Source organism: Patescibacteria group bacterium, assembly GCA_041662665.1.
In the GTDB taxonomy this organism is placed as follows: domain Bacteria; phylum Patescibacteriota; class JABMPQ01; order JABMPQ01; family JAQVVF01; genus JAQVVF01.
The window spans coordinates 73,780-88,115 of sequence record JBAZSC010000004.1 but is presented as its reverse complement, the minus strand read 5'-3'; the positions used below and the strand labels follow the sequence as shown (position 1 = coordinate 88,115).

The window sequence follows — 14,336 nt, the reverse complement described above, 5'->3', positions numbered from 1 at the left end:
AAATTTAAATATGAGAATAGCATTAATTTCACCAATTGTGGAAAGAGTGCCGCCGATTGATTATGGAGGAATTGAAATGGTAGTCGGTTTAATTTGCGAGGAATTAGTTAGAAGAAAACATAAAGTAACATTGTATGCTTCTGGAGATTCAAAAACATTAGCTAATATTGAATCAGTTTGTTATAAACCTCTGAAGAATATTGATAAAGAAGTTTATTTGATGTATGTACAATGGTTGACAAGCAAATTATTAGAAGATGCAAAAAAGTATGATGTAATTCATAGCCACTTATCTTGGCATATTTTGCCTTTGGTGAATTTAGTAAAAACTCCGATTGTAACAACTTTCCATATAAATTTGGAAGATGTAATGGCAAAGAAATTTTATCGAGATTATAAAAAATGTTTTTTTACTTCAATTTCAAATAGTCAAAGAAAGCCTTTGCCAGAATTAAATTATGTATCGACTGTTTATCATGGTTTAGATACTGAAAAATATAGTTTTAATTTTAAGCCAAAAGATTATATTTTATTTTTGGGCAGAATCTGCAAAGAAAAGGGTACTGCTGAAGCGATCAAAATTGCAAAATTAGCAGGTAAAAAATTAATTATTGCGGCAAAATTGGATAGTAAAAAAGATCTTTATTATCAAAAAGAAATTAAACCTTTTATTGATAATAAACAAATAAAATATGTTGGTCCTGTTCAACAAAAAGAAAAAATCAAATTATTACAAGGTGCTGAAGCTTTGATTTTTCCAGTGCAATGGAGAGAACCATTTGGTTTAGTAATGATTGAGGCAATGTCTTGTGGCACGCCAGTAATTGCCTATGACAATGGTGCAACAAAAGAAATAATTGAAGATGGCAAAACTGGTTATTTAGTAAAAAATATTAGAGAAGCGGCAGCAGCGATCAAAAAAATCAAATCAATTGATCGTGAGAATTGTAGGAAAAGAGTTATGCAACATTTTACGATTGAAAAAATGGTTGATGGTTATGAAGAAGTTTATCAAAAGTTAATAGATAAACAAAATTGGAAAAAATGGTTTAAATTTATCTAATTTATTATTTTTTAATATGAAACTAGACAAAGATTTGTGGATAGAGGGAGGATATTATATTGATTTTGATGAACTTGGCCAATTTAGAATAATCGGACCGAACAATCATCTTTATCTTGGGCTAATAGATATTCCGAGACATAAAATAAAAATTAATAAAGTTGAATCAACTAATGGAAAAGTAAAAATTGATGGAACTTTTTTGTCAGAAAGAGTTAATTTGTATTATCCAGCAATGGATGATATTAGAACAATGCGAAGTTTGATTACTAAAGAATATGCAGCAAAACCGTTTGTCAGTTTTTTGGAAATTAGGCAAAATTTTTTTGATAAATTAGTACCGCAAGTTGTGAAACATCGAAAGGTAGGTTTTAGTGATTTGCTAGTTTATAAAAGATTTTATGGTGAAAAATATTGGTATCAAACATTATTTGAATTTACTTCAAATGATGTTGTGATTGAAAGCATTGATAGTCCGTACAAAGGGCATCAAATTTCTGATATGACTAAAAAAGGAGAAATCAATTTTCGAATTATTTCTTCAACCAATGATATCAATAGAAGCAAAATTAAAAGTTTTTTTGAACCAATAGAATTCAATTTTGACACATTTGGAAAATACAAAAAAACAGTAGAATATTTTTGGAAAATGACTGAGGTTGAAGTAAGGCATTTGATAACATGGGGTAAAACATCTGGTGATTATTATGGGACAATTTTTCCACGAGATTGGATGGAAACTTCAGATTTAGGAGTACATGATCTTTTGCCAAAAGTGCGAGATTATATGTATGAAGTTTCTTTAAAAAATATTGATAAAGATGGAGAAGGCTGGCATGAAGATGTTGTCGGAGAATATAAATATGAACATCAATTAGCTGGAAAAGATATTTTTAATAGAAGAATGATTGATATTGAACCTCATTATATTTTCGGTTTAAAAATGCTGTCAAATGATTTTTTGATAAATAAAGAAAATAAAGAAAAAATAAAATTAACTGCTAACTATATTTTAAAACAAGCACGAGAAAATAATTTAATTTTATTTAAAAAATTACCGAAAGAATTGCAAACAAAAGATAAAAAATATTACGAAATGGGAGATTGGCGAGATTCAGAATGGTCGTACAAAAAAATATCGCCAAAGATCGCGCCATTTGATGTAAATGTAGTTTTTTATCCTGAAGCATTAAGAGTGCTGAAAGATTATCAAGAAAAACTTGGAATGACAATACCGGATATCGATGACTTAATAAAAAAATGGAATAAAGTAAAAGGTTATTATAAATTTAAGAACGAAGATGGCCTATTGGCATATGCTTTGGCATTGTATGACGTAGAAGGTGAAAAGAAAGGCAAAAAAATAAAATACAAACAGTATAAAGTTAATCATATCGATGAATCCTATTTATATACATATTGTGATGGAAGCAAGAATGAGATTGAAAGTTTTTGCAAAAGATTATTAGACAAAAAATATTTTTATACAGATGCAGGTCCGGTATTGGTTGGCCAAAGTGATAAAGCTGGATTTACGACAATGGATTATCATGGCTTGGTTATTTGGACAAAACAAACAGCTTATATTGTTTTGGGATTATCAAAACATTTAAAAAAATCTATTGTTGAAGAATGGGATAAAGATTTGCAAAAATTAATTAAAAAAACATTATTGGTGACTTGCGAGAATATGATCAAAGCTTTTGATAAATTAAAAATGATTCCAGAATTGCATTATTGTGATGATCAAGGCAAGGCGAGATTTTGGACAGAGCAATCTAATGTGGGCGGAAGAATGAGCAAAGTTCAATTGTGGTCTGCTGTTGGAGCAAGAAGAATTATTAGGAAATATTATGAATTAATGTCTGACATTCGGTATAAAATATAGTTATTTTATATTTTAAGTAAATATAAATATTTTTAAGAATTTCTATGAATAAAATAATTGGCATTGATATTGGCGCAACGAAAATGATTGGTGGAATTTTTGATGGTTCTAAAATTGTCAAAAAAGTTAAAAAATTAACAGAAGCTAATTTGGGTATTGATAAAGTTTTGGATAATGTTGTTGAAATTGTTAAAGCCTTAGCAGAAAATAATGAGGAATTATTAATTGGAATAGGAATTGCTGGACAAATTGATTCTGAGAAAGGAAAAATTATCAAATCTCCGAATATGCCGAAATTAGATGGAATTGATTTTAGTGATTTATTGTTAAAGAAATTAAATGGATTTAAAGTAACAAAAATTGCTATAGAAAATGATGCGAATTGTTTTGTTTTAGCTGAAGCAAAATTTGGAGCAGGCAAAGGATTTAAAAATATTTTAGGATTGACAATTGGGACTGGAATTGGATCAGGAATTATTGTTGATTCTAAATTATATAAGGGTCAAGGATTTGGAGCAGAAGCTGGACATATGATGTTAGGTGAAAAAAGTTTTGAGAATTTAGCTTCTGGATCTGCAATTGAAAAATGCTACGGTCAAAATATTGACGCAGTAGAAATTGAAAATAAAATTGAAAGAGATGATATAGCAAAAAAATGTTATGAAACAGCAGGTAAATATTTAGGAATTGGAATTGCAGATTTAATAAATATTTTGTGTCCCGAAATTATAATTATTGGTGGAGGATTAGCAAGGTCTGACATTTTGATTGAATCGGCAAAAAAAGAAATGGGAAAATATATTTTTTATAAAGATGTTGAATTTAAAGTTGAAAAGGCAATGTTAGGCGATGATGCTGGAATGATTGGAGCAGGATTATTAATAAGTCGCTAATCCTTTGCTAATTTTTGCTAATTATTTGCTAATATAAATATATGGACAAAATAAAAGTGTATTGCCCAAATTGTGGGCAGGATTATGAATATGAAGGCGAGCATGGTTGGATTGAGACCAAAGAAAAAATGTTATGCCAGAAATGTCGATATCAAGGACATTTTGTGAGAAAAAGACCAAAAGAAAAAGACGAGTAAAAAGTTATAAAGTTTATAAAGTAAAAACCTGCGTTCGTTCGCAGGTTTTTTTGTATTTTGTGATTTGTAATTTGTTTGGAATTTGGGATTTGGGATTTGTGTTTTAATCTTTTATTTTATTTTTACGAATTTTCTTCTGCCGATTTGAATAATGTCGCCAGATTTTATTTCAATTTCGGCTTGCCAATTATTGTTAACTTGATCGTTGATTTTGACAGCTTTTTGTTCGATTAAACGGCGGATTTCTGATTTTGATGGAATCGTTTTTGTCTGTGAAATTAGGTCGATTAATTTTAATTTTTTGTCTTTAATTTCTATTTCTGGAATGTCGGTTGGTTTGCCTTTTTGTTGGAAAACTTGTTTGAATTCTGCCTCGGCTTTATCTGCTAACTCTTTGCTATGATACAAAGTAACGATTTCCTTAGCTAATTTAATTTTTAAATCTCTTGGATTTGTACCTTGTTCTAATTCTGTTTTAATTTTATTTACTTCTTCTAAATTTAATCTGGTACAAAGTAAGAAGTAGTCTGGAATTAATTCGTCATGCATGGACATGATTTTGCCAAACATGTCATTTGGTTCGTCTACGATTGTAATAATATTACCCCAAGATGTCGACATTTTTCGCCCATCTAAGCCTAATAACATTTTACAAGTTAAAATATCTTGTTCTGGTTGATTAAAATGTTTTTGGATTAATCTGCCTGCTTTTAAATTAAATAATTGATCAAAACCGCCAACTTCTAAATCCGATTTTATTTGAACTGAATCGTAGCCTTGCATGATTGGATAGAGGCATTCACGCAAAGAAATTTCTTCTTTGTTCTCAAATCTTTCTTTGAAATTTCTTCTGGCTAGCATTTGTTGGATGGAAAAAATTTCAGCTAATTGGCTGATTTCTTTGAAAGTTAAATTTTTTAGCCATTCCGAATTATAGCGATATTCAACTTTTTCAATATTCAAAATTTTGCCTAATTGTTCTTTATAATTTTCAAGATTCTTTTTGATTTCATCTTCTGTAAGAAAAGGTCGTTTTGACAACTTGTCAGAAGGATCGCCAATTTGGGCAGTAAAATCACCGATGATTAAAACAATAGTGTGACCTAGATTTTGAAGGTCGCGAAGTTTCCAAAGAGGAATGGCTCGACCTAAATGGATTTTTGGGCCAGTTGGATCAATGCCAAATTTAATTCTTAATTTTTTTGATTCTAAATTTTTTTGAAGATGATCTTTTTCAATAATATCTTCAATTCCGCGAGTTAAAATTTCGTTGATTTTGTTATCAGACATAAAATTTGGTTGACGTAACGACAGGGCAGTGCCCTGTCGCTACAGCGAATAATTAATTTAATTATATCAGGAACAAAGAAAAATTCAATTTGACTTGATAATATTTTAATATCTTGGTATATTGTTAGATGCTCTTTTTATGCCTGCCGAAAAAGGAGGGAGAGGAGATGGTAGATAAATTGAAAAGAAAAATGGTAATGGCAATCATGTTGGATTTGGCAGAAACGATTTTGTGTTCTGCTGATAGCCATGTCGTTGAAAGGTTTCAACAATTTCATGTTTCAATCTTGCATTATTTGAAGTTGTTCAGAAATCGAGTTCATGATTACAAAGATCGATTTGGAAAGCAGATTCTTCCAGAAGTTGAATTCTTGTTTCCGTTTTATTGGTTGCGTGGTGAAAAATTGGAAAGTTTTGCGAGGATTGATTTTTACAATGTTTTTCAGAAAGTGATTTGTGGCGAACAGCAAGAAATCAGATTGTTTGTGCCAAAAAGCAAGCGAGCAGAATTTTATTCTGAACTAGAATCTTTGAGATTTGGTTGGCAAGATATTATTGATATTTTTGTTACAGAGATAGATATGCGTGATGATGTTGTAACGATTGAATTGATTTTTAAGCCATGTTTTGAAAAAGGTACCTTTTTGCACTTGTAGAAGACTTTGATGTCTTCTTTTTTTATTGCGCGTTATGATTTTTACTGATATATTATTGTATTAAGTTCTTTTTACCTTCAAAGGAGGGAGGAAATGACAGAGGATGAAAAAAGAAAAATGTCATTGGATTTGGGAAATCAGTTATGTTTTTTTCAGCGAGCTACTTCAGTAGTCAAGCTATTGGAAGAAGAGCAAAGGAAATGGCAAGAAAGGATTGATTGGGAAAAAGCAAGGCGTGATGAAGCTTTGAAAAAAGCAGTTATATTGCTAAGCAAATCTGCGATTTTTCTTGGAATAGAACATGTGGAGATGGTTTTTAGAAATCTTTTGGAACAAGGAGCAATTGAAGTCATAGCTCAGGAACGTCGTCTGGATTTCTTTTGTCCTACTATAGCGGACATGAAACAAGTTTGTGAAGGACTAATCTTGATTGAGTATGACATTATGCATGTTGGAGGCATAAAGATTACTTTCAAAGTTCTTTGATATTAAGACAATAAAATGTCTTTTTTTTATTTAAAATTGCTTAATAACTAATTGTTGAAACGAATCATTAATTAATTTATCAATTTCTAATTCTCGTTCATTTTTTAAAACTTCATCTAATTTTGCTTTTGTTTCTGGACTATCTGGAATAAAGAGAGAACAGCAATCGCCAAAAGGTTGGATTGAAGTTTCGTAAGTTTCTATTTTTTTTGCATAAGTTATTATTTCTTCTTTGTCTAATCCAGCTAGTGGGCGAAAAATTGGCAAGTCTGTAGCATTGGAAATTGCTTGAATATTTTCTAAAGTTTGGGAAGCGACTTGACCGATTGAATCGCCGGTAATTAAAGCTTTGGCATTTTCTAATTCTGCGATTTTAGTGGCGATTCGCATCATCATTCTGCGGTATAAAACAACGCGAAGTTTGGCAGAGCATTTGGCAACAATTTGTTTTTGAATGTCCAGGATTGGAATTAAGTATAATTTAGAATTTTGCTGATATTGATCTAAAATACTAACTAATTTTTTGACTTGGTCTTGTGATTCAATTGAAGTCTGCGGGTAAGAATGGAAATGACAAAAAATAATTTGACAGCCTCGTTTCATGATTTGAAAAGAAGCAACGGGCGAATCAATGCCCCCGGAAATTAAAGAGATAACATTGCCTGCTGTGCCAGTTGGTAAGCCACCGAAAGTTTTGATTTTTTCAGAATAAATTAGAGCTTGGTCTTTTAAAATATCAACATAAATAGTTAAATTAGGATTTTTTAATTTTACTTTTTTATTTTTTAAATTATCTAAAATTACTCCACCGACTTGTTCGTTAATTTGTTGAGAAGTGAGCGGAAACTTTTTGTTGGAACGACTGGCTTGAATAGCAAAAGTGGTAAATTCTTTTGTTTTGGCGAGGTTTAAAACTTGCTCTTTTATTTCGTTTAGATCTAATTTTGTTGTTTTGGCAATTGCGAAATTGGCGATGCCGAATGTTTTTTGAAGAGCTTGGGATATGAGAGGTGAGAGTTGAGAGATTTCAATCAAAATACGATCGTGCAAATGGACAAGTTTAAAAGAGCCCAATTGATTAATGTGGGCTTTTATGTTTTTAATTAGTTTGTTTTCAAAGATATTCCTATTTCTGCCTTTAAGACCGATTTCAGAGTAGTGGACAATAATTGTTGTATTGCTCAATTGTTCTATTGTTAAATTGTTAAATAATTTAATCGCAGAAAAAACGCAGAAGTTAACGCAGAAAATGCAGAACTATTTAATGATATCGTTTGGATTATACCAATTTTGAAGTTCTGCTTCATTGTTAACGTATCCTCGTAATTCAATGTTTGATCCTTTGTGAATTGCGAAATGGAGATGTTTTCTTTCTCTATCTGTTTCAGTTGAATATTGATCACCTAAAATTCCAATTTGCTGGCCATTGCTAACTTGATCGCCAACAGATAAGTTTACAGAAGATAATTTAATATGTCCATACAAAAAGGTGACTGGTTGATTATTGACGTTTCCTTGCAAGATAATTACACCGCCATAACCAGAAACATAGCCAAGATAAACAACTTGAGCATCTTCAATAGCATAGATTGGAACGTCTTGATCAATTTGATCAGGATTGATTTCGATATCAGCTCCTGCATGATAGCCAGAAAATCTTTCTGGTTGAATTGGTGAATTTTCGGCTGTTATAAATTGGTCAAAAGTTTTTTTGGTTTGATTAGTTTTGAAATTTTGGATTGGATATGTGAATTGAGATTGCGGTTCTGAATTTGTATTTGTGTCAGGATTTATAATATTAAGATTTTGTTGAAAAGTTTGATTTGAAATTTCATTTTTGTTATTAAAAAAGACAAAATAAATTGCCAAGCTTGTTAAGACTGCGGCAATTAAGATGGAAAGTATTATTAAAATGATTTTGAATAGTTTGGACATTTTATTTTAAGAGTAGCATTGCTGCTTCAAATTTTGGTTTGATGATTATTTTAGAATTTTTAAATTTTAATTGTTTCCATTTATTTTCTAATTTTGTTCTGGCTGAAATTTTTGCTTGTCCTTGATCTAGATTCTCACAAATAAAGGCAGCTTTTAAAATTCCTGACAAGTTGTCAAAGGCGCTTAAGCAGTCAGCTTCAACAACAATTTGTTCTTCTATGCTTAATCGTTGATAATTTTTTGATCCTCGATGATGCAAGATGCAATTTTTAACTTTTTCTATTTTTTCTTTTGGATAATTTAATTCTTGCAATTTTTTTTCAGCAATTTTGGCTCCTGTAAGATGGTGATTTTCTCGACCATAAATTATTGAGCCAATGTCATGAAGATAGCTAGCAATTGTAACTATTTCAAGATCTCCTCCAAGTTCTTTTGCTAATTTTTGGGCATAATTTACAACTGGCACAAAATGGAATGGATAAGGTTCATAGCCATATTTGCTGGTAGGTTTTTTGCATTCTGTTTCAACAAAATTTTTTACTTCTTGAATAATTTTTTTGTTCATTTATTTAAAATTCTTTTGCTGATAAATTGGCTTGGCGTAAAATTGATTTAAAAGTTCCGGAAGGAATTTCTTTTCTATTTGCTGGAACTATAACAGTCAGAGTTTTGTGATTTGTTTTGCGATATTTGGTGTGACTTCTTTTTTGTGACACAAAAATAAAGCCCTGTTTTTTCAGGACTTTAATAATTTTTTTGATGAATATAATTTAGGCATAACTCAAAGAAAGATTAACAACTTCAGGTTTTTCAATCTTGGTTACTTCTGGAATTTTTATGTCTTCAAAATATAATTCTAAAGCTTCGTCTAAATTTTTGATAGCTTCTTTTTTTGTTTCTCCAAAGCTTGAGACATCAACATTCAAGCATTGGGCAACATAATATTTATCTTCTTTCCAAACAATATTTTTTAAGTTTACTTTTGGCATAAAATAATTTTACAATTTTAGTCTAGCAAAATATTGATAATTGTCAATTATAAATAGCTGGCAATAAATTCATGAAGCCTCTGCATTGCAGTTCCATCTGTTGCCCAAACAGCACTACCACCATGATCAGCACCAACATATTCATAAAAAGTGTAATTTGATTTGCCAGTCATGGCAGTATTTAGTTCAACGCTTTGGGAATAGGGTACTGTAGTGTCAGCTGTACCATGACTATTTTGCAATGGCGAAGTTAAGCGAGATACAAAATTGATTGGTGAAGCAATACGAACATTATGGTCAGAATCTGCTAAGCCATAAAAATCAGCATAAAGAAGACAAGCGCCTGGATAGACATTTTCATTAAGATAATCACAGAATGTTGTGATATTGGTGTATGGGTACCATGTAACAACAGCTTTCATTTCGGTTGTTCTTTCAGCAGCGGATAGAGTAACATTGCCACCTCTGCTTTCCCCGTACATTGCAATTCTGTTTGAGTCAATATAGCTTTTACTTTTTAGATATTCAATTGCTGCCAAGGTGTCATTAACGTCACCTAGGCTAAGACTTAGATTCCCTCCAGAGAGAGTGTCTCCTCGATAGGCTGTGGCTAAAACAGCATAAGTATCGCCTTGACGTAAAGCATTGATTCTAGCGTCATTAACAGAAGGATCTACTGGAGTAATTCCGCCATGGTTAAAAACAATTGCTGGAAAAGGACCAGCGCCGTTAGGTCGATACATCCTTCCAACAACTGTTGAGCCATTAGATTGATAAGTAACATTTTGCAGACTACCAGCAGTTGGATTGTCATTTGAAGTTGCTTTTGTTGTGGCAATCGCTTGGGTTTGATTGGATTCCAAATTTCCGGCTTCATCTTCGGCTCGAACAACAAAATAATAAGAAGTTGATTCTTGTAGATTATTGATTTGATATGATGTTGCGCCTTTTTCGGTTGTGTAATTTGGCGTGGCATAATCTTGTTCTTCTAATTGATTAGCTTGATAAATCAGATATTTAATATTTTCTGGATATGACACAGTGTCAGTTGCTTCATCCCAAGACAAAGTAATTGAAGAGGTACTGGTTGACACTGCATTCATCGTTCCAGCAAAAGTTGGAGCAGTGTTATCTGGCAAAATTCTTAAAGATTGCGTTATCTTTCTTAAATCTTGATTATAAATTGTAATATCTGGCTGACGGCAAATGATGATGTATTGCAAATAGACTTTTTTATTAGTGATATAATAAGCAAACAATCCGCCGGTTTTTAAATTAAAATTTAATTTAATTATTTTATAATTTTTGTGTTTTATTTTGTAAGTTTGGGCGGACTGAAATAGAGGATTCAAAGTAGAGAATTGTTTTGCAACTTTGTTTTTGTATTGTTTGGCAAACTTGTTTACTTTTAGTCCTTTTAAATTTTTTCGGCCTTTTTGGCTTAAAGAAGTTTTTTTGATTTTTATTTTGACTGTATTTGGTTTTGATTTTAATTTTAAATTTAAATAAACTTTGTGATTTTTTTTAGCCCAAAGTTTGGCATCATATTTTATTTTGATTTGTTTTCTGGTAAAAGTGTGGTATTTGGTTTTAGCAAACGAAATGTTTGGCAAGATAAATAATGCCAAAATAATTAGAACAAGATATTTTGTTTTTGTCATATTGATTATAAATTATAGTTATAGTATAGCATTTTTAATGAAGTAATAAAATAAAAATATATTAAATTTTAAGCAATAAAAAAACCTTGATATCAAGGTTTGGTGAAAGTACGAAAAATGTCAATTCGGATTTAGGCAGAAGAGGTAAGCTGAAATGGCAAGACTAAGAGATACGCCTTGCACTTTGCATTCATCTGAATATAACTCATCACATTTTTGAGCAAAATCGTCTCTTGCCTTAGCTACTATTTTCAATTTAGTCTGGCATTTTGTTTGGCAAAGATTGGGAATGGTGGTTGGATTTGAAATAGGTTGTTCTGGGAGTTTTGTTTCTTTTGGCTTTGCTGGCTTTAGAGCGTCAACCGATTTTTGGAGAGTGGCGATTGAATTGATTAGTTGTTCGAGTGGTTTGCTCGGTAGCGAATTGGCAATAGAATAAATGAGTAATAATGCACAGGAAAATAGAATGAGATTGACCCTTTTTTCCATTTTTCATCCTCCAGCCCGCCATTTTTTTGGCATGGCGGGTTTGTCAGTAAAATTTTTAGGGTGCTGATAATTATATAAAAAGTTGTAATTTTGTCAAGTTTTTGGTAGTAAAATTGTATAAAATTTGCAACAAAAAAGCGAGATTAATCTCGCTTTATTTTTATACTGTATGTTCTTGTCTAGCTTTTTCTAATAGATCTTTTAGTTTTTGGCTAAATTGAACTTTATATTTGTGTTGTTTTTCAATATCTAATAATTTTTTTGGTAAAGTTTTTAATTCATTTTGGACATGTTCTTTAATTTGGTCTAATGTTGGCAAGCTATAATTTAATTTTCCATTAGAAATCATTTTTTGTAATTTTAATTTACCAAGTTTTTCATCTTCTAATCCGATAATGTCGGTTTGGGAAATGTTATTTTTGTAAATTCTAAAAACTTGTTTTTTGCCAGGATAGCTGATTTTATTTTTTGCAAATTTGGCGCAAAGTTTTATTTTATTTCTATCTCTTAATTCAACTAATTTATAAACAATTTCTAATTTTGGATCATCAGAAGAGGTTGACAATTCAGTGACAGCAACATAATTATCAATTGGAATATTTTTTTTGACTAATTCATCTATTTTCCATTCATCTAAATTGCTAGCAGCAGTAATTTTGATATTTCTAAAACCAGCTTGATCAAATTTTTGTCTAGCATAGAGTGCTCTTTGAGCAAGATCGCCACTATCAATTGTAATTGCTGCAATTGAATTATTTTCTTTTTTTAATTCTTTAGATAGAGCAATAACATTTTTAATGCCTTGTTTAAAATTATAAGTGTCAACCATTGGTCGACAGCGATTTGGAAAAAGTTTGGCTGCTGATCGCATAGCATCTAATTCTGTTGGAAAAGATTTGATGACTGCATGATAAGCATTGAGTGATATTTTTGGAGGATTAATAATATTATATTTTTTAAAAAAACTTGGCATGCCAGTATCAATTCCAGCGATATAAGCAGCACGAGTTGCTTTCATGCCTGATTCAAAGGAATGGCTTCTTTGGCCACCGAAAGCTAGTTTTTTATCTTTGACAGCAATTTTAGAACGAATTAACTTTGAAAGAAAAATCGTATTGCTGCAAATTGAGTTCATCAAAAATAAAGAAAATAAATTGCCTTCTAACAATGGAGCAGTAATTCTAATTACTGGTTCTCCAGGAAAAAAAGCAGTGCCTTCTGGCATTGCATAAAGATCGCCGGTGAATTTAAAAGATGATAAATATTTGGCTAATTTTGGAGTAGCTAGCTGTTGTTTTAAAAGATAATTAATTTCTGCTTTAGTGTATTTCCATTGTTTAATTTCTTGGATGACTTCTTCAAGACCTCCAAATAATAAAAAGTTGCGATTTTTTGGCAGATCTCGAATAGTCAAATCGTAAGTGGCAATTTGTTTTTCCATTTTATTTTCAAGCCAAAGCGCGCATGCAGGATAGATGTTTTGCAATTCATAAAGATGCAAATCTTTAGGAACTAGAAGATGAGTTTTTGGAAGATTATTTTTTGGCATAAATTTTATTGTATTCTTCGATAGCAATTTTTAAGATCTCCATTGCCTTTTTTAGATCTTGAGATTTTAGAACATAGGCAATTCTTACTTCTTGCAAGCCCATATTTGGTGTGGCATAAAAATCTTTAGCTGGAGCTAACATAACAGTTTGCTTCTTATATTCAAATTTGTCAAGAAGCCAGGCGCAAAATTTTTCAGTATCATCAACTGGTAATTTTACTATCACATAAAATGCGCCTTCTGGTTTTAGGCAAATTGCGCCTTTGATTTTTTTGAGGCCGTTAAAAATTGTGTCACGTCTTTTTTTATATTCTTGGCAAATTTTTTGCGTATATTTTTTTGCAGTTTTAAAAATTGGAATCAAGGCATATTGTTCAATGGATGGAGAAGACAGGCGAGCTTGAGCGAATTTGGTGACAGTTGCTATTATTTCAGAATTTTTAGAAACTAAGGCGCCAATTCTGGCTCCGCAGGCATTGAATTTTTTGGAGGCACTTTCGATTAAAATTAATTGTTGTTGTATTTTTGGGAACGACATTAAGCTAATGAATTTATTTTTTTTGTCTAAAACAAATTCATTATAGACTTCATCAGAAATGATAAATAAATTGTGCTTGATAGCTAAATCAGTAATCATCTGCAATTCATTTTTTTTGTAAACTGCTCCAGTTGGATTGCTTGGATTATTGATTAAAATTGCTTTGGTTTTTGAAGTTATCTTTTTTTCAATTTCTTCAGCATTTGGAAGATGAAAATTATCTTCAATTTTTAAAGTAACTGGAACTAATTTGACGCTAGTTTGAATAGCGTAAGATTTGTAATTGGCATAAAAAGGTTCGAAAACAATAACTTCATCATTTGGATCGCAAGTGGCAAGAAGTGAAAAAACAATAGCTTCGCTGCCGCCAGTTGTAATAATTAAGTCTTTATCTGTGACTGGCAAATTATCTTTGGCAAAATATTTTGCCCAAGTTGAAATTAATTCAGGAATTCCAGGTGAAGGTTCATAGACTAAATCTTTTGGATAATTTTGGCAACGTTTTTTAATGCAGTTAGGAGTTTTTAAATCTGGCTGGCCGATATTCAATTTGTAAATTTTGATGCCTTTTTTTTCGGCTTCTGATGCTTTGGGGAACAATTTTCGAATAGGAGAAGCGGGCGTGTTTGATGCGCGGTTAGACAAGTTCATAAAGTTTGTAAAGTTATAAAGTTTATAAAGTCTTTGCTAGAATTTGTTTTT

At 31.1% G+C, this 14,336-nt stretch carries 16 protein-coding genes; 6 read left to right on the top strand and 10 right to left on the bottom strand.

The window, feature by feature from the left end; genetic code table 11:
• The first annotated feature begins 10 nt into the window (after positions 1-10).
• The 4 genes from WC663_06020 to WC663_06005 are packed head-to-tail and all read left to right on the top strand — an operon-like array spanning position 11 to position 4,041.
• On the top strand, positions 11-1,063 hold the full coding sequence (locus WC663_06020; protein ID MFA6296886.1) for a glycosyltransferase family 4 protein: 1,053 nt from the start codon (positions 11-13) through the stop codon (positions 1,061-1,063).
• Positions 1,064-1,079: 16 nt separating this feature from the next.
• Positions 1,080-2,951 (top strand): hypothetical protein, encoded by a 1,872-nt coding sequence (locus tag WC663_06015; GenBank protein ID MFA6296885.1) that lies wholly within the window; start codon positions 1,080-1,082, stop codon positions 2,949-2,951.
• 44 nt (positions 2,952-2,995) lie between these two features.
• Positions 2,996-3,844 carry an ROK family protein gene (locus WC663_06010; protein ID MFA6296884.1) on the top strand — a complete coding sequence of 283 codons (849 nt, stop codon included), beginning with the start codon at positions 2,996-2,998 and terminating at the stop codon, positions 3,842-3,844.
• Between the two features lie 41 nt (positions 3,845-3,885).
• Complete coding sequence (locus WC663_06005; protein MFA6296883.1) at positions 3,886-4,041, top strand: hypothetical protein; 156 nt, start codon at positions 3,886-3,888, stop codon at positions 4,039-4,041.
• Positions 4,042-4,152: 111 nt separating this feature from the next.
• Here the strand turns inward: WC663_06005 and tyrS are convergent, their stop codons facing one another.
• Positions 4,153-5,331: a tyrosine--tRNA ligase gene (gene tyrS / locus WC663_06000; protein MFA6296882.1), complete on the bottom strand. Its 1,179-nt coding sequence runs from the start codon at positions 5,329-5,331 to the stop codon at positions 4,153-4,155.
• Positions 5,332-5,498: 167 nt separating this feature from the next.
• Between tyrS and WC663_05995 the strand changes: the two genes are divergently transcribed.
• Positions 5,499-5,987 (top strand): hypothetical protein, encoded by a 489-nt coding sequence (locus WC663_05995; protein ID MFA6296881.1) that lies wholly within the window; start codon positions 5,499-5,501, stop codon positions 5,985-5,987.
• A gap of 93 nt (positions 5,988-6,080) precedes the next feature.
• Complete coding sequence (locus WC663_05990) at positions 6,081-6,473, top strand: hypothetical protein (protein ID MFA6296880.1); 393 nt, start codon at positions 6,081-6,083, stop codon at positions 6,471-6,473.
• 30 nt (positions 6,474-6,503) lie between these two features.
• Here the strand turns inward: WC663_05990 and thiI are convergent, their stop codons facing one another.
• The 9 genes from thiI to WC663_05945 form a co-directional block, all read right to left on the bottom strand.
• Positions 6,504-7,658, bottom strand: a complete 1,155-nt coding sequence (thiI, locus tag WC663_05985) for a tRNA uracil 4-sulfurtransferase ThiI (protein MFA6296879.1) — start codon at positions 7,656-7,658, stop codon at positions 6,504-6,506.
• Between the two features lie 72 nt (positions 7,659-7,730).
• On the bottom strand, positions 7,731-8,408 hold the full coding sequence (locus tag WC663_05980; protein MFA6296878.1) for a M23 family metallopeptidase: 678 nt from the start codon (positions 8,406-8,408) through the stop codon (positions 7,731-7,733).
• Between the two features lies 1 nt (position 8,409).
• A complete protein-coding gene (locus WC663_05975; GenBank protein MFA6296877.1) occupies positions 8,410-8,973 on the bottom strand; it encodes an HD domain-containing protein in 564 nt (187 codons plus the stop codon).
• Between the two features lie 4 nt (positions 8,974-8,977).
• Positions 8,978-9,124 (bottom strand): type II toxin-antitoxin system HicA family toxin, encoded by a 147-nt coding sequence (locus WC663_05970; protein MFA6296876.1) that lies wholly within the window; start codon positions 9,122-9,124, stop codon positions 8,978-8,980.
• Positions 9,125-9,178: 54 nt separating this feature from the next.
• Positions 9,179-9,397: a type II toxin-antitoxin system HicB family antitoxin gene (locus tag WC663_05965; protein ID MFA6296875.1), complete on the bottom strand. Its 219-nt coding sequence runs from the start codon at positions 9,395-9,397 to the stop codon at positions 9,179-9,181.
• A 47-nt stretch (positions 9,398-9,444) separates the two neighbouring features.
• Positions 9,445-11,058: a prolyl oligopeptidase family serine peptidase gene (locus WC663_05960; GenBank protein ID MFA6296874.1), complete on the bottom strand. Its 1,614-nt coding sequence runs from the start codon at positions 11,056-11,058 to the stop codon at positions 9,445-9,447.
• A 120-nt stretch (positions 11,059-11,178) separates the two neighbouring features.
• Positions 11,179-11,547 (bottom strand): hypothetical protein, encoded by a 369-nt coding sequence (locus tag WC663_05955; GenBank protein MFA6296873.1) that lies wholly within the window; start codon positions 11,545-11,547, stop codon positions 11,179-11,181.
• A gap of 160 nt (positions 11,548-11,707) precedes the next feature.
• Positions 11,708-13,096, bottom strand: coding sequence for a nicotinate phosphoribosyltransferase (gene pncB, locus WC663_05950; protein ID MFA6296872.1), 1,389 nt, complete (start codon positions 13,094-13,096; stop codon positions 11,708-11,710).
• Positions 13,083-14,285, bottom strand: coding sequence for a pyridoxal phosphate-dependent aminotransferase (locus tag WC663_05945; GenBank protein ID MFA6296871.1), 1,203 nt, complete (start codon positions 14,283-14,285; stop codon positions 13,083-13,085). The genes pncB and WC663_05945 overlap by 14 nt, the downstream gene beginning before the upstream one ends.
• Positions 14,286-14,336: the final 51 nt, after the last annotated feature.